We start from the raw sequence: 15,916 nt of genomic DNA on the forward strand, positions 1-15,916 counted from the left end.
ATTCGACCCGGGTTCGACCCGAGCTGCTCGGAGCCAGTCAGAGGCAATCGCCCTCTGTTTGGCCCCGAATCGGCCGAGGTCGGGGCGGTGTCGAACGGGTCAGGACTCCTCTGACGGCACCCCGAGTCGTTCTCGGTCGAGCCGCGATGGGGACGCCTGCCTCTGATGCGGGGCCAGGCATGCGAAGGCCTCCAGGACGGCAATCCTGGAGGCTTCGCTTGGCACCGATTGGAGGTCGGTTCCGGACACCACCCGTGGTTTTAGCGGGCCTGGGTGGCGTCCACGTCCTTGCGAGACGACCCCACAGTGCCACACCACACCCACCAGGCAGACCCATCCCAACGACCAATTCACCCGAGCGAGCGACTGGGCCTTTACAGGCTGTCTCCGGCTGCGGCTGACCTGGTTCTGCTCGGAGACCTCACCGGCCGCTACGCGGCGGGCAGTTACAGCAGGCTCGGCTCCGACCGCCGGAGCGTGGTCCTGCGCGCGGACCGCCAGGGCGTGGCCGAGCACGGCCACCGGATCACTGCGGCGATCGCCTGCCACGTGGCTCGCGCCGGCGGCACCGTCGACCAGCTGACGCAGCTCCTGCTGCACTCCGAGCACGAAGGTGGACGGCACACCCGGCACATTGCGCTGCGTTCCGGGCAGTCGCGCGCCCTGGACTACATCCGCCGGGTGTGGGCCAGCGCCTCGGACGCGATCAGCAGCACCCGGGCGCTGGGCTCCCGGCACGAGGCGTACGAGGTCCTCGCCGCACTGCGCGACCGGATCGAAACGACACCGTGGCGCGGGGAGCGTGGCCGGACCGCGCTGCGGGTGCTGCGGGCGCACCTGAACTTCGCCGAGATCGCGGGCGGCCCGCTGCACCATGCCAGTGAGCGGCAGACCGCGGAGGAAGCCGGGGTCTCCCGCACGACCCTGCGGGTCGTCTACGAGACGGTCCTCCGGCCGCGTGGCTGGCTGCGGCGTCTGCGGGTGGGCCATGGCCGGGAGGGCTCCACCTGGTACCTGGGCGACGGCACCATCCCCGGTCACGGTGACCCGGCTCTTCTGTCTCGTTTCCGGTCCACTCAGTTCCCCCCCGACCCGGCACTTGAGGAGTGGACCACCTCTGAGACGGCCACGACGGCCGACATCGACTCCACCGTCCTCGGCCGTCTGATGGGCCACGACGCCTTCGCCCACCACGCCCTGGGCAGCGCCGCGCTCGTGATCATCAGTGCCCTGCACCTGCGCCCCGACCAGACCGTTGCCGAGCTCGTAGGTACTTCTTCGGTCTCCCGCGCCACCACCTACCGGTCCCTGCGACGCCTCGCCGACCACGGTCTCGTCCAGCACACCGGGGAGACCTGGGTCCTCACACCGCGTGCCCTGGAGGGTTTCGGTATCCACCTCCCGGACGACGCTGGCAACGGCCACACGCTGGCACAGGGCTGGGCCGACATCGCCGAGCAACACGGCGCCTGGGGCATCGCGGCCCGGCGCAAGGCCCAGCACACGGCGGAACGAGCGGCCTACCAGCAGGCACTGGACCGATTTGCGGAGCACCGCCGCAGGGCCGTGGTGATCGTCCGCGACGGCCGTCAAGTCCTGGTCCCCATGCCGCGCCCCGATGAGATCCCGCCCACGTGGCACGCCCCGCACGGGCGCGTCCTCGACCCGCTCACCGGCCGTCCGGCCGCCGACTGGCGGGTCGCCACCGACGGCCGACTGATCCTCATCACCCCATCCGACCAGCGCAGTTACGACGAGCTGGCCGCCGCCCATGCCGAAGCCCTCAGCGAATGGGAGTCCGCCGCATGAACCCAGAGCCCCCGGTCACCTCCGAAGCGAGCGAGGCGGTGACGCCCGAGTCCCTGCGCACGCAGTACGAGTCCGGCGCCACGGTCGAAGAACTCGTCGCCACCAGTGGGCTGTCGTACGGCACGGTCCTCAACCGGCTGCACGACGCCGGGACCGAGATGCGCACCTCCTGGCAGACCCGCCGGCTGCGGCAAAACCCCCAAGCCCGCCGCCGCCTCGCCGCCCGCCTGCGCACCCTGTATGAGCAGCACGGCGCAACCCTCACCGAACTCGCCGCAGCGGCGGGAGAGACGAGGCGCGGTGCCCGGCGCCTCCTGCTCGAAGCCGGCGGCACCGTGCGCACCACCCAGCAGACGCAGCGGGTGCGTGCCGCAGCGCGGGCCGCCGAACGGTACAAGGTCGCGCTGTCCCTGCGGGTCCGGTACGAGGCCGGAGCCACGGTCCCGGACCTCGCCAGAGAGCACAGCTACTCCGTCGCCACCGTCTACCGGCTCCTGCACCAAGCAGGCACCCGCATGCGGCCCCAGCACCACCACGGCCCGGCCCACGACACCACGAAGCGCTCATGAACGCCGCCGCCCTCGCAGGTGTCCCCCGCGGTGCCTGGCAGATCAAGAAGGCGACCGCTCGCCACTCCGGCCGCGACAGGACAGCACGGGCACCCCCGTCGTCGGCCCGCGTGCCGAACCGTGCACACAAAACAACGTCCCTTCCCCCTTCAGGAGATCAAGCACACGTGAACGAGAACACCCGTCACAAGACCCTGGCCGCAGCCACAGAACACGTCTGGGACGCGTTCGTGATCGTCGTCGGCATGCTCAAGGGCGGCACCGGCAAGACCACCTCGGCCTGGTTCATCGCCCTCTACTACGCCGTCGTCCTCGGCCTGCCCACGTTGCTGCTGGACGCCGACGCGACCAGTCAGTCCGCCTACGACTGGTTCAAGGTCGCCCAGGCCGCCGGCTTCGAGATTCCCGAGAACCTGGTAGTCGAGCGGTACCCGTTCGACGACATCGCCGAGTACATCCGTGCCAAGCGCGCCGAGTTCGGCGCGATCGTGGTCGACGCCGGCGGCGGCAGCGCCCGCATCTTCCACGAGGCTGTCACCGAGGCGAACCTGCTGCTCGTCCCGGTCGCCCCCACCAAGATCGAGCGCCGCAAGCTCGTGGCCACCTTCGACGAGGCCGAGCGCGCCGCCGCCCGCAACGAACACGGCGTCACCGCCCATGTCGTCATGGTCAAGGCCGACGACCGCACCAGCCTGCCCGGCCGGGCCAAGAACCAGCTCCTCGACCCCGCCGAGGGCGAGGGCATCGGCCCGGACCGCGACGAGGCGTTCCCACTCGCCGACACCACCATCCACTCCTGGGTGCACTACATGGAGGCCTTCGGCGAGATCCCCACCGAGCTGAGCGAGTACGCCGAGCTGATGAAGGAGCTGACCACAGCGTGAGCGAGAAGAACGAAAGGATCAGGCCTCCAGCCCGACGTACAGGCGGTCGTGCCTTGGGCGGAGCAAGGAAGACGACCCCTCCGCCCCCTCCCCCGGCCGCCGAGCTCACCCCCGAGCGGTACGCTGCCGAACAGGCCGCCGCCCCGGGCGAAGGCCGTCCGTCGGTCGGCGAGCCGCAGGCTCAGCCCGCTCCTTCCACCGTTCCCGACCCCGAGGGGTCGGCACAGGGCCGGGCTGGGGCGATGCCCGAAGTGACAGAGACCTCCGCCCAGGCGAGTGCCGAGGCACCGAGCGGCCCCGCCCCAGAGCCTGCCGTCAGTCAGCCAGTTCGCCCGGCCGTCGCCGCCACCGAGGCGGGGACGGAATCCGCCGGTCAGCCGGTGGAGCGGCAGGTATCGCCTGTGCTCCCGGCTGCCGAGCCCGCAGCACCGGCCATCCAGCCCACGCAGCCAGCCGCACCCGTTGTGCAGCACGGCACGTCCGCGGCTGCTGGCGCAGCCTGGGGCGCCGAGGTGGCGCTTCGCCCTGCAGATTCTCCGGCGGCAGGCGGCAACGGGTTCCCGGTGACGACGGATGTTCCACGGGCTCACCAGGAACAGGCTGCGCAATCGCATGCAGCGCCCAGCGAAGGAGCACCGTGGGCTCAGGGATCCGGCCGCCCGAAGGACATTCCTGAGACCGCCGTCGTTCTCAACCAACGCATCATCGCGCGCGAGAGTCTCGACTCGTCGGTCCCTGCGGCGCTGAAGCTGAAGAAGCGGCTCAAGCGCTTCGCGCTGGACAACGAACTCGACCACCTGCCCATCGGCGACATCGTCTCGGTCGCCCTGGACGAGTGGCTCACCACCCGCGGGTTCTGACCCGACCGCCAGGCACGGGGCGGCCACCCCCGCGCAAGGGGGCAGCCGCCCCGTGCCGACTATTCCAATAACCCAATAGGCGGATAGCTATCCGCCTATCCGGACCGACCGGAGCAGCTCGCGTGCCTGATCACTCCCCCTACGCCCGCCGACTACGTGAAATCGCCGACGCCCTCGACGCCGTGCCCCAGCCGACCGATGACGTTCTCACGCCGCACCCGGACACCCTGGACGTCATCAGAAACCGGCACACCAAACGCGGACAGTTCAACCACTCCGTCCCCGAAGTCCTCCAGCTCCAGCGCCGGATCCGCCGCTACAACGCCGATACCGGCGTACCGCACGGAGACATCGTCGCCCTCGCCCTCGACACCTGGCTCCGCGCAAAGGGCTACCCACCCGACCTCAAGCCGCGAGAGACAGAAGTTTCATGACGGGCATCGCCCTTTACCTCGCAGGGAGACTGCCGTTAGCCAAGGTCCCGATTCGGTGCTCGCCCTCCCACGCGACGACACTGCAGCGTGCCCCTTCGGCCAGACCACGCCGAGCTTGTCAGCTGACTGTCGGAATTTCCCCGCGACGTGCAGCGCGTTTCCCCATTGGGCAGTCACACTCAGTAGCCTCGGTGCTGGCTCGGGGACCTGGCGCATGAAGGGGTTGTGATCGTGGCATGTACCTGGCTGTCCATCCGGGTGGAGTTGGTCTCTGGGCACGGTGCGGACCTGTGGCCTCGCCCCGGCCGGGTCTTTGCCGGCGCGCCTTCGCATTCCTTCGCCCAGTTCGCCACGGCCATCGATCTCGCTTTCGGCCGCTGGGATCTGGCCCATCTGCACCTGTTCACGTTGTCCGACGGCGCCCGGGTCAGCCCCCTGGACTGGTGGGACGACGAGGCCCCGGACGGCACCGTGGACGGCCATGCGACCAAGTTGAGCAGGCTGCAGGCCGGCGAGCGGTTCGCCTATGTCTTCGACATGGGCGATGACTGGGCCCACCTGTGCACGGTGGCGGACAAGCACATCGATCCCCTCGACGAACTCGGCGAGGTGCCCGACCTCCCGGTTCCCTACTGGGGCTGGGGCAGCCTCCCAGACCAGTACGCACGCCGCTGGGACGGGGACGACGGGGAGTCGCCGATGCCGAAGCGGCCGGCCCGCGGGCTCAGCGATCTGCCCCCGATCCTGCCGTGGTGGGGCGAGCGCCGCCGCGGATGACCTCACGCTGCGTACTCGAAGTGGCGGCCAGTGGGGAAGGGGAGTGGCCACGGTGGAGCTGCAGTGGCCGTGAGCGGGGAAGATGAAGTTTGCTGGCCGCCAGCAGGCAATCTGACGACGAGCAGCCCTCCTCGGGCACCTCGACGCGGAGAGGCTGCCAGCGGCCCCCTTCAATGCCGCTTGCGTGAACGGCATCAGTCCCTGCTCTGAGTGCGCCGATCATCTGCCGCGGAGGGCCGCCGAGCATTAGTGGTGCCGTGACCGTGTTGCCGGAAGGGGGCCTCATCCGGGTGCCGCCGGATACGTGCTTGCCGCCAAGCGACGTCGAAGGACGGCTTGTCAGGGCTGGTCCACATCAGGCGGAGGGCGCTGCAGCTGGTGAGGGGCGCCAGGATCCACCTCAGCAACGTGGTCATGGGCTTCCGGGACCGCGTGATCCCGTTCCGTTCCGAGCGGCGATGACTTCGATGGCCACAGCGTGTTCGGGTTGCCGAGCGGCCCGCATGCCGTCGGCGAGGAGGCTGAGCAGCATGCGTTTCTGCTCGTTGCGGGAGAAGGTGGTGAGGAAGTCCCTTAGAACTTCGAGCAGTTGGGCCTCGAAGGGCTCCTCATCGTCAAGGGGGTAGTTCCGCAGGCGATCGGCTATCTGGCGCAGGACCTCGTCGCTCGGGGGATCCTTCAGTCCGGCCGCCGGCTGCGCTGCCTGCTGCAGCCACCAGGCAAAGACCCCCGCTGGATGCGCGAGTTCGCGTACAAGGGCCCGGTTGCGTTGGCGTGTCAGGGCTTCCTGAATGCCCTGCTTCCTGCTGGCCTCAAGCAGTGCCCGGACTGCCTCATCATCGTCAGATGCGAGCGTGAGACGGCACTCGGCTCTCACCTCAAGACCGGATTCTGTGTCGATGCGGCGTGATCGCCGCAGGCTTCGCGCGCATGCATCCTGGGCTGCTGGCAGGTCCCGTGGGTCCATGTGCCGTACCGCGTCCGCTGCCGCTGCCCGCAGGGCGAGGCGGACTTGGTCCGCGAGCGCATCGGGGTCGTAGGCACCGGATGGGCCGGCCTCGGGGAAAGCGGTGATGGTCGTGGTGAAGCGAATGCCTGGGCGCAGGCTGGACAAGACGGCGGGGAACTCGGTGATGCCGCGCCTGAGAGCGCGCCGCCGCGATCGTGCCGATCGGTACGTCATAGTGCGGCAGCCCCCTCGTCTCCCGCATGAGGGGTGTGGTTTCGGCGTTCGTGGCGGCGAAGCATGAGTCGTTCGCGCATGGCGATGACGGCGGGTGAGTTGTAGGCGACGCCTTCCTTGCCGAGCAGGAATGCGGCCATCGGCCCGGTGACCATGTGCTCATCGACGACTCGGTCGAGAACGTGGACGACTGCGTCATCGGCGAGATCGTGGTCGGTCACTGCTTCGGCCCATTTCTCAAGCAGCCGTTCGCAGCGATCGGCCAGGGCGGGATCAGCCAGGCAGGCGCACCAGCCGGTGACCAGTTCGTCGGCGGTCTCAGGGTGCGCCAAGGCGTCGTTCAGCAGGAGGGTGACGGTGGACGGTGCGGCCTTTGGGTCGAGGAGCGCGAGAAAGGCCCGGCATCCGGCTGGCTTCGCTTTGCCTTCGATCCAGCCGGTGATCGCCTCCCATACCTGTGGCAGCAGGGAGTCGTCCTCGGCCATGGCCCGCAGGGCTTTCTCACCGTCGGCGACGGCTTCATCCACGATGGGGCGTCCCATGATGTGGCGGAGGCATGTGAGCGCCTGACGGGGATAGATGGCGGCGAAGCTGCCCTGGCAGACCACGGCCGTAACCCGTGCCGGGTCCACATCCTGCTGGGCCCAGTCCCGCAGTCTGGCGCGGGTCACGGTCCCCAAGGTGGGGTCGGCCGCGGCCGTGGCGAGCATCGACGCCGCCGCCTCGCGGCCGGCCTGGTCTCCGGAGGTCGCCCAGGCCCGGGCGACGTCGAGTGGGCCGAGATCCTGTTCGTCGGTCGCGAGTTGCACGAGGAGGTCAGCGATCTGGGAGAGCCGGCTGAACCCGAGTGCACCGTGTTTGGTGAGGAGCTTCACCCAGGCCAGCAGAGGTTTCTGCACGTCGCTCAGTTGACGCCAGACGTAGCCGAGAACTGCGTTGGGGTATCCGGGCTTGTGCGCGAAGGAGACCTTGCCGGAAGCGACACGCGCTTCGACTTCCTCCAGACGTGTCACCAGGTCGGGTCCGGTCAGGATCTGGCGGACGCTCTTGGAGGTCTTCTCCTTCAGCAGCAGGCGGGACGCCGCGAGAACGTCGGGCGGCGCGAGGCCTTCGAGCGCGATGGCTGCCAGTAGCAACGCTCGGTCATCTGCGTTCTCGCGGGTGGCGGTGAACACCTTCTTGACGACGTCCCGCCAGTGTGTGGCGGCGGCACGCGCCGTCTCCACCGCTTGGGGAGAGTCGTCGATTCTGCTCAGTGCCAAGGCCAGGGCCGCGGCGTCGCTTGGATACATATCGACGCCCAACAGGTCGGTCAGAACGTGGCCCTGGTCGTCAGCGTTTGCCGTCAGCCAGGCCCGCTCAGCCACCGACGGGTACAGACGGGCGAGATGGGTCTGAACGATCTCCCTGCCCGACGGCGCGGCCGTGGCATGAACAACGATGCGGCCAAGCCCCGGGGTCTGGCTGGCGGGCCAGCCGTCCTGGCTGGCGATGACGATCAGGCGCGAGCCCTTTTTCAGCAGAGCGTCGCCGTGACCGACGATCTTCTTGGCCACGGCGCCGGGGTCGGCCCACCCGTCGAGCTCCTCGGAGACGTCGAGGATGTAGCCGCGGCGGCGCTTAGCCGGCAAGAGCCCCTCACCTGGCTGTTCCCAGTCCGGCAGGACGTGCTCCAGGACCCACGGCGCCCCTGTCTGTTCGCCAACGTGGTCACGGCCGTAATCACTGAGCGCCTTGACCGCGGCAGCGGTCTTGCCCATGCCGCGTGCTCCGGCAATCACCACGACCGGTTCCTGCTGCTTCAGGAACTCCAGCACCGCAGGAGCCGTCGCAAGGAGGCCCCCTTGCCGGTCACGTTTCGCCCAGGCACGCCTGACCGCTGCCAGTTCGTCGCGCGTGACGGGGACCGTGCTCAGCGTCTGACGCGTGTGGAGGTTGATGTCCCGCCCGGCCATGTACAGAACGGAGTCCGAGATATCCGCGGCGCTGAGCTGGTGGGCGGGCACGCCGCCGTTTCTCTCGGTGCTCGCAGCGGCAACGGTCACCTCAGCGCTCCCCCTTCCTTGAGGGAACGCCGTAGTTGATGCCTCCGTCTCCCGCGTCGATGTCGCCGAGGGACTGCAGGACCTGGCTGTTCGTGTTGTTGTACGCGGCCATTGTGGACGGAGCGGAAGGAGCTTCGTCCCGGGCCGGCAACACCTCACGCAGTTCGTCGGCCATCTCGGGGAAGCGGTCGAGGTAGGCGGCAATCTGCCGCACCAGACGATCGTGGATCGCTGCCCGGTCTGCTTCGGACGCCTCGGGCAGGCCTCGCTCGATCTCGTCCAGCATCTCCAGTTGACGGTTCGAGGTCTCCTCGCCGTCCCTGCGCAGGAAGCGCGCAATCCTCTCACGGAGAAGCTGCCAGCCGCCGGTGAGCATCTCCGTGATGAGCACCTGTGCCCCGTGGGAAGCCAGCCCCATCACGTCCAACTCCTGGCTCATGATCCCCCGATCTTCACACCTGCAGTGGGCCTGGGACAGCGTGCGAGACGTACCGGGTCGACAGCAACCAAAGCTCGCGGAAGCGACTGAAATCTGATTTACCGCAGTCAAACACCATGTCACGCGTGATGGCCGGATACTGCCGGCCAGCTCATCAGCAGCCCCAGGTCTCATCCGGTGAGCGTTTACCAGTTCGAAATGCATAGGCCAACCGGGATTGCCTCACCGACACGCGGCCATCGACAAAAATGGCGCGAACACAGAACAGCGTGAAGTGCACGTATATGAGCTCTTTCATCCCTCTATACGTGCCTGGGTGCCACGACTGCTGGAGCCGCCGGGCGCTTGGTGAGCCGAATCCCGGTTTTCGGGTGGCATCCTGCCGTTATGCACCGCTGAGGAGGATCCGGCATCGCGCACGCCTGCGAATGCGCCAGAGCCCGTGGCGCTATAGGGGCATCGGCCTGAGCAGGCGGATGTCATGGACGGACCAGCCGCGGGCCGTCATCGCCTCAGCGTACGGTTCAGCTCTCGTGCGGTGCGCGGCGAAGGCGAGCAGGTGAGTGGGCCGGGTGGCGCCCACGAAGATGAGCTGCGCCGCACGCTGGACCGTGACCATGGCCTTCGAGGCGTCCTGCTGCCGACTCAGCAGGCCAAGGACCTGGTGCACGTCGTGCTTCTTGCCGCTGCGTTCCACGCATTCGAGGATGAGCGTGGCCGCGTGGGTTTCGCCTTTGGCGCTTTGGATCGATCCCGCAAGCGACGCCACCACACCCTGATCTGCATCAGCCGACGCATGGGGCACGGGCGCTGGCTGGGCGACGTATGGCATGTGGGCAAGGGGATCTGTGAGGCGCGCGACCCCTTTCAGGGGGCTCTGGGTCAGATCGGGCAGGAGCCGCAGAAGCCGGCCAGTGAGAACTGCCCATTCGACGTGGCTGTCGAGTGGGTTCGTCAGCATCTCGTGCAGAAGCAGGCGTGCCCGGCCTCCGGCGGTGGCCGGGTCACGGTCCAACCGCCTCAGCGGAGGCAGTCCGCCGACGCTGGCCAATCGGGCTACGTCACGGAATGCGTTCCACAGAAGTGTGACGGCTGCGTGGTTGTCGCCGGATCGCCCGTGGGCCTGGGCGGCGCGTGTCGCCGTGATGAGACTGCCGGTTGCCTGGGCAGGCGTGGTGGTGAAGCTGGGTACGTAGCAGGAGAGGGATTGTGGAAAGACCTTGGCGCCCCTCGGTGTGAGGCGGGCGCCCAGGACGCGGGGCGGGTTGTCCAGCAGCATCTGGCGGGGGACCGTGGCCGCTGCCATCCGTTCGAAGGCCGGTACGACCTCGGCGACGGTGTCGTCGTCGAAGAGCAGGAGGGCGACGGTCCCGTCGTGGCCGGCGCCGTCGATGCGTTGGCGGCGGTGGACCGTGAGGTCGCTGGCGAGTGCTGCGATCTTGCTGCCGAAGCGGCGGCTGACGGGGAGTTGGGCGGCGTGCGGCAGCGGGAACGACGAGGGCTGTGTGGCATCCGGTGCGTCGGCGAAGATGCGCTGGTTGATGTCGCCCACGCGCTGGACGACCGTGCCCGGCGGGCCGAAGACCTTGTCGAGCAGGCGTTGCTGGAGGTCGCTGGTGTCCTGCATTTCGTCCAGGAGGACGAAGGGGAAGCGGTGGGCGGCGGCCAGTGCGAGCTGGGGGTGATGAAAGAGGTGGTGCTCGGCGAGGGCGAACATGTCGTGGTAGCGGAAGACGCCTCGCTCGGTGAGCGTTTCCTTGAGCGCGGCGAATTGTTGGCCACTGTCGCTGGATGCTTTGAAGGGCGGGGTGCCGTCAGGCCCGGTCGCGATCAGGTCTCCGACATCGCACACGTAGCGGGCCTCGGCGACGAGTGCGGGGCCGTTCGTGCGGTGCCCGAGTGCGGTGTTGAGTTTCCGGAACCGGGGGTGGCGTTCGAGCAGCCGGAGGGCCTCCTCCGCGTAGGCCTGGTCGTCGACGGTCTGGACTTCAATGCCCCGGGACCGTAGGGCCGGCAGGGCGAGGAAAGGTGTTGGTGAAGGCCTGGATCGTGCCGATGAAGTGCGGGTACTGCAGCAGGCGGCGTCCCGCCGGTGTGGCGGTGAGGCGGTGGGTGATCTCGTCTTTGGCCGTGTTGGTGTGGGACAGGACGCAGATGCCGCGTGTGGGCGAAACCCATGCCTGGCCCAGGAGGGCGAGCTTGAGGCCGATCAGGCTGGTCTTTCCCGAGCCGGGAGCTGCCTGAAGGTCCAGGGATTCCGCGCTCTGGATGAAGTTCCACTGTTCCTGGTGCGGCAGGTCAAGGCCGAGTTGCTGGGCAAGGGCCTCGACCCTGTCCTTGATGAAGACGTCGGGCGCGTACAGGTTCGTCATTGCTCAGACCTCGCTGCACAGGTACGCGAAGGCAGCTACGAGATAGGGCGGCAGATCCTCCTCGGTCACGGCGGTGGTCTGCAGGAGCCGGGCCGCGTGATGGGCGGCGATCGGCTTACTGCCCCGGCCCATGCGCAGCGGCTCATAAATGTCCAAGGCCGCCTTCTCCAGGGGAACGTTGCTCTCTCGCCACTTCTTGACCTCCTCCTGCGCCAAGCGGTCCAAGTCGGCGACTCTGTCCGCGGTGGGCCAGGTGGTCTTGGAGGCGACAGCGGCACGAACGGCCTGGTGCATCAGGGTCGCCATGGTCCAGGAGCCGGCGGCCAGGTCGTACTCCAACGTCCAGTGGTCGGAGACGAAGGTGCGTACATGGCCGCTGTCCTCCTCTTTCAACCCTGCGACGTGTGTGTCGATCTCTTGCTTGGTCATCTCCGCCGAGCACTTCAGCTTCTTGCGCATCTCCGCGGAGGTACCGGCTGGAACCAGGTCCCGGTCCCGGATGCAGGTCACGGCGACCGGTATCTGCTCCCCCTCGCGCTGGAAGATCCGGCTGTAACGGAAGAGACCGACGCCGCCGACATTGACGACGCTGACGCCGCATTCGCTGAAGGACCGGCCGACCGCCTGTGCGAGGGCGGGCAAAACGATGGCTTCGGCGTCGCCCTCGATGATGGCCACGCTGCGGGCGAAGAACAGGTTGGCCTTTGTCACGTCGAGGAAGCGGGTGAGGAAGGCGTAGTCGCCCTCGTCGAGCTTGGTCAGGCCCGGGGCCAAGCGGAAGGTGGAACCGCGGGCGACGAGGGTGAGGTGTTCGACCGGGATGGCCGAGGCCAGGTTGGGGCTGTGGGTAGTGAGGATGACCTGGACCGGCGGCGTCTCCTCTGTGTTCGCGGTCTCGGCGCGATCCCGCAGGAGGTCCATGATGCGGGTCTGGAGCTGCGGGTGGAGGTGAGCTTCGGGTTCCTCGATCAACAAAAGGGGCGCGAAGGCGCTGTTGCCGAGCAGGAGCAGTTCGGCCGCCATGAACAGGGCGTTGTTGTAACCCAGGCCGTGCCGGGTCCCTCCCCCGTACCCGCGAACAGCGTCAGCTCCAGCCGCTCCAGCGCACGGGCGAGCGTGGCATCACCCGCAACGCCGATCTCACCGCGCAGGACGTCGGAGCCGATGGAAAACTTCTGCAGGTAACCGGCATTGATGTCGTCCCGGGCCGTCCTGACGGCCTCGTTGTCGCTGATGTGCCGTTCCGCGCGGCGCAGGATCCCGACCAGGGTGGAGGCGCTGTCCTCCTCCTCGTCGAAGTCGTCCTCACCTTGTGCACGCATGGCCGGGTAGCCGGCCAGGATCTGCGACAGCCGTGATCCGCGGCCGGAGCGCAGTTCCGCCTCGGCATCCCGCAACGGACGCAGGTAGGTGGCTTTCAGCAATTCACGCGCGGCACCGTCCAGGGCCGGCCCCTGCCCCTCGCGGCCGGTGCGCGTGGTCACCGCAACGCGGTGGGGCCGCAGCGGGTCCATCAACTCCGCCTTGACTGTGACGTAGAGGGCGACGTTGCCCTCATCGTCCGTGGTCAGCAACTCAAGGAAGACGGCTTGCTCCTCCGTCGTGAGGCCCTTGAACCCGCAGGTGATCTTGAAGCTGCCCGCGCGGCCGTCCGGTCCCACGTGGAAGTCATCGCGCGTGATGCGGTAGAAGTCAGCCGCGGTCGTCAGCAGGCATAGGCGGATCGCATCGATGATGGCCGTCTTGCCGCTGTCATTCTCCCCGACGAGGACGTTCGTGGCCGGACCGAAGTCCAGGCTCAGGCTGGCGTCCTCGTCGCCGTCCTTCTGCGGTGCCGCGCCGAAGATCCGGAAGTTCTCTGCATACAGGCAGACAAGGTACAACGACTTCCCCCGAGCGATGAGGCCCGCGCACTGGCTGGCCCAAGCGAATGCAACCGCCTCAAGTGCCCCACCCGCACGCGGACCTGACGCATCATACGATTCATCGCAACACTCGTGCCCCGCGAATGAAATACATCCCCACTGCCAGAAATGGGCACGTCAAATCACATCGGCCGCCTCCAGGGTCAGGGCACGACAGTCAGGCCACCCTGGCGCGGGCCGGAAGGGGATCGAAGGGGAAACGCCCACGGCCAGGACGACAACCGGCCGTCTGAACACGGCTGTGCAGCAAGAGCTGGGCGCTCGACGGGTTCCTGTACACCACTCGCGCGGGCCTCAGGGCGGACCGCCAGACGGCGAGGACAGCCCACGACCCCAGGACGCCCACCGCATTCACGATCCTCGGATTGTCAGCTCGAACCATCGGGGGCAGATTTACCGGAGTCTTCCTGGGCGATGTGATTGACGAGTTCCCCCGGTTCCACATCGAGCCCTGCAGCGATGTCCAAGAGAGTAAGCACGCTGGGGCTGCGCTGTCCGTGCTCGATATAGATGAGGCCGCGGAAGCTCAGCCCGCTGCGCTCTGCGAGTTCTTCCAGGCTGTATCCCCGCTCCTCTCTGAGGCGACGGATTTGCATGCCCAGGGACAGGAGTCGCGGGTCCGGTGATGGTTCACGTGCTGGCACACGGTGACTCGACCGTCACACCTTTGCGTGCACCATGAACAGCTGTGCATAACTACTGGTTGTAGCGGACAGCATCGCCCTGGCAGACAGCAACAACGTCGTCGCGCACGTCGCCAAGCCCGCACGAAAGGGGCGGCGACAGGTCCAGCAGGCAGCTCCGTTTTCGTGGGCAGGGCACATGAGCAAGCCAATCGAGCCGTTCGACCGCTGGCACAGGAGATATCCAAAACCAGAGCGCGGTGACGCCCCGTGTCGATGTGGGACACCACAGCAGACTCTGTACCCGTCTGCAGACCACGGCCGAGGGCATCGCTGGCAGGCGCGGTACACCGACGCCTCAGGAAGAGAGAAACGGCCGGCGTTTGCCACCTGGCAGGAGGCCCGCGACTGCCTCGACAAGGTGCTCACGGAAGTCGAAAGGCCGACGTCGAGCAACAGCAATCCGGGCAGCCTGCGAGTTGAATACTTCGCAACCGAGATGATGAACAGGAGGCGAAAGCGGAAGAAGAATGCCAATACTTGCGACACCTACGAAAGCCATCTCCGCAGCCACATCCTGCCCTTCGCCGGCCACCGCACCGCAGGCAGCCTGCGCCGCCCCGATTCCATGGCCTTCGTGGACTACCTCCTCGACAAGCAAGGTATCGACTCGGCCTGCACCGTCGTCCAGATCTTCAAGACCTGGCGCATCCTCATGCACTACATGCTGGACGAGGACGTCCCGCTCCCTCCCAACATCGTGGCGAGGATCGAACTCCCGGACGTCACACCACGCGTCAAGGTCGCGCTGTCTCATGGGCAGGTCGCCGCAGTCGCGGGGGCTATGCGGAAGGTCGCGCCGCGCTACGAGGTCCTGATCTGGCTCGGAGCCTGCGCCGGACTGCGCCAGGGCGAGGCCTTCGGGCTGAAGCGAAGTCAGGTGGCCTGGAGCCACGACCTGCTTCACATCGAAGAGCAACGACAGCGCGGTAAGGCCGTACGCCTCAAGACCAAGGCCAGTTACGCAACCCTGCCGGTGGATCACTTCCTGATCGAGCGACTGCTGCACCACGTGTCACGGTTCTCTGAGCCAGAGCCCGTCTCGCCAGGCGCCGAGCGCCGCCGCCGGGCACGCGGCTACGTCGAGCCGCCGGACGAGGGACTGATCGTCACGAACCGTTATGGCCGGCCCGTACTCATAAGCGACTTCCATCAGAAGTGGAGAAGGGCCGTGAAGCAAGCCGGACTTCCGGAAAGGACCCGCTTCCACGACCTCAAGCACTTTTACACCACCACGCTCGGCGGCTCCGGGAAGCACGACCCGAAGACCGTGCAAGCACTCTCCCGGCACGCCAAATTCTCCGAGACCTGGGACACCTACGCCCACCCGCCCCTCGCCGTGGAGGAGGTCGTGATCACGGTGTTCGGAACCGGGTTCTCACACATCGACGCTCCAACGATGTCGTTGCGAAACGGGTCTGCCTACGTGGCCGGCGCGGCGTCCGCGTCCTGAGCGCCTGCCCCTCCTGCCTCCAACTCCACGTCCAGGAGCGGCCTCAGCCGCACCTTGCTTCGATGACCGCCTCAGCAGATTGACCACCCCTCCCTCTGCAGCCCACACACGGATTCAGCCAATTCGCAGCGGTACCAGGTTTCGCCCCGGTTCGAACCTTCGACCGGGGTTCGGCTCCTGGCGAGACCCTGGCCGCGTCGAGCAGCACGGCAGCAACTCTGGCGTCCGTTTTCGGACTGTGCGCGGGTATGTCCCCTTGTGTGCGCCCGTCGCATCCGACCTAGCGTCTCGATCTCGTCGTGACACCACCGATGCGACGCAGGGGGAGGAGCTGTGACAGAAGCAGCACAGGTACTCAAGGAACTGGTGGCAGCATGGAGTGTGCAGATCGACTCAACCGGCGCGTTGGCGGGGGCCGTTGCCGATGCCACCGCGAAGGACGACAAGGAACGACGGGGAGGACGGGCGCGAACCGCTCCGGAG

15 protein-coding genes are annotated in these 15,916 nt (G+C 67.6%); 7 read left to right on the plus strand and 8 right to left on the minus strand.

Annotation, left to right across the window (positions count from 1 at the left end; translation table 11 throughout):
- Window positions 1–477 precede the first annotated feature (477 nt).
- The 6 genes from KVT45_RS48130 to KVT45_RS48155 all read left to right on the plus strand — a co-directional run bounded on the left by KVT45_RS48130 (window position 478) and on the right by KVT45_RS48155 (window position 5,333).
- Entirely contained in the window at window positions 478–1,809 is a 1,332-nt protein-coding gene (locus KVT45_RS48130; RefSeq protein ID WP_217558749.1) for a helix-turn-helix domain-containing protein, read from the plus strand.
- A complete protein-coding gene (locus tag KVT45_RS48135) occupies window positions 1,806–2,378 on the plus strand; it encodes a helix-turn-helix domain containing protein (protein WP_254648425.1) in 573 nt (190 codons plus the stop codon). The genes KVT45_RS48130 and KVT45_RS48135 overlap by 4 nt, the downstream gene beginning before the upstream one ends.
- Window positions 2,379–2,545: 167 nt before the next feature.
- Window positions 2,546–3,262, plus strand: coding sequence for a ParA family protein (locus KVT45_RS48140; RefSeq protein WP_217558766.1), 717 nt, complete (start codon window positions 2,546–2,548; stop codon window positions 3,260–3,262).
- A 242-nt stretch (window positions 3,263–3,504) separates the two neighbouring features.
- Window positions 3,505–4,122 (plus strand): hypothetical protein, encoded by a 618-nt coding sequence (locus tag KVT45_RS48145; protein WP_217558774.1) that lies wholly within the window; start codon window positions 3,505–3,507, stop codon window positions 4,120–4,122.
- A 122-nt stretch (window positions 4,123–4,244) separates the two neighbouring features.
- Complete coding sequence (locus KVT45_RS48150) at window positions 4,245–4,556, plus strand: hypothetical protein (RefSeq protein ID WP_217558783.1); 312 nt, start codon at window positions 4,245–4,247, stop codon at window positions 4,554–4,556.
- Window positions 4,557–4,787: 231 nt separating this feature from the next.
- Window positions 4,788–5,333 (plus strand): hypothetical protein, encoded by a 546-nt coding sequence (locus tag KVT45_RS48155; RefSeq protein ID WP_308311098.1) that lies wholly within the window; start codon window positions 4,788–4,790, stop codon window positions 5,331–5,333.
- Between the two features lie 412 nt (window positions 5,334–5,745).
- Here the strand turns inward: KVT45_RS48155 and KVT45_RS48160 are convergent, their stop codons facing one another.
- The 8 genes from KVT45_RS48160 to KVT45_RS48195 all read right to left on the minus strand — a co-directional run bounded on the left by KVT45_RS48160 (window position 5,746) and on the right by KVT45_RS48195 (window position 13,893).
- Window positions 5,746–6,447, minus strand: a complete 702-nt coding sequence (locus tag KVT45_RS48160; RefSeq protein ID WP_217558800.1) for a hypothetical protein — start codon at window positions 6,445–6,447, stop codon at window positions 5,746–5,748.
- Window positions 6,448–6,512: 65 nt separating this feature from the next.
- Window positions 6,513–8,561, minus strand: a complete 2,049-nt coding sequence (locus KVT45_RS48165; RefSeq protein ID WP_217558810.1) for a hypothetical protein — start codon at window positions 8,559–8,561, stop codon at window positions 6,513–6,515.
- Window position 8,562: 1 nt separating this feature from the next.
- Entirely contained in the window at window positions 8,563–9,000 is a 438-nt protein-coding gene (locus KVT45_RS48170) for a hypothetical protein (protein ID WP_217558812.1), read from the minus strand.
- Between the two features lie 448 nt (window positions 9,001–9,448).
- On the minus strand, window positions 9,449–10,852 hold the full coding sequence (locus KVT45_RS48175; RefSeq protein WP_217558820.1) for a UvrD-helicase domain-containing protein: 1,404 nt from the start codon (window positions 10,850–10,852) through the stop codon (window positions 9,449–9,451).
- 136 nt (window positions 10,853–10,988) lie between these two features.
- Window positions 10,989–11,372, minus strand: a complete 384-nt coding sequence (locus KVT45_RS48180) for a UvrD-helicase domain-containing protein (protein ID WP_217558829.1) — start codon at window positions 11,370–11,372, stop codon at window positions 10,989–10,991.
- Window positions 11,373–11,375: 3 nt separating this feature from the next.
- The gene (locus KVT45_RS48185; protein ID WP_217558838.1) at window positions 11,376–12,395 is read right to left on the minus strand and encodes an ATP-dependent endonuclease; all 1,020 of its coding nucleotides are present in this window, start codon (window positions 12,393–12,395) and stop codon (window positions 11,376–11,378) included.
- Window positions 12,341–13,255 carry an ATP-dependent endonuclease gene (locus KVT45_RS48190; RefSeq protein ID WP_217558848.1) on the minus strand — a complete coding sequence of 305 codons (915 nt, stop codon included), beginning with the start codon at window positions 13,253–13,255 and terminating at the stop codon, window positions 12,341–12,343. Before KVT45_RS48190 ends, KVT45_RS48185 begins: the two co-directional genes overlap by 55 nt.
- Before the next feature lie 410 nt (window positions 13,256–13,665).
- The gene (locus tag KVT45_RS48195) at window positions 13,666–13,893 is read right to left on the minus strand and encodes a helix-turn-helix domain-containing protein (RefSeq protein ID WP_254648426.1); all 228 of its coding nucleotides are present in this window, start codon (window positions 13,891–13,893) and stop codon (window positions 13,666–13,668) included.
- A gap of 448 nt (window positions 13,894–14,341) precedes the next feature.
- On the opposite strand from KVT45_RS48195, the gene KVT45_RS48200 reads away from it, so the two are divergent.
- Window positions 14,342–15,433 (plus strand): site-specific integrase, encoded by a 1,092-nt coding sequence (locus tag KVT45_RS48200; protein ID WP_308311099.1) that lies wholly within the window; start codon window positions 14,342–14,344, stop codon window positions 15,431–15,433.
- Window positions 15,434–15,916: the final 483 nt, after the last annotated feature.

The sequence above is a fragment of the Streptomyces sp. GbtcB6 genome, from assembly GCF_019091475.1.
GTDB lineage: Bacteria > Actinomycetota > Actinomycetes > Streptomycetales > Streptomycetaceae > Streptomyces > Streptomyces hyaluromycini.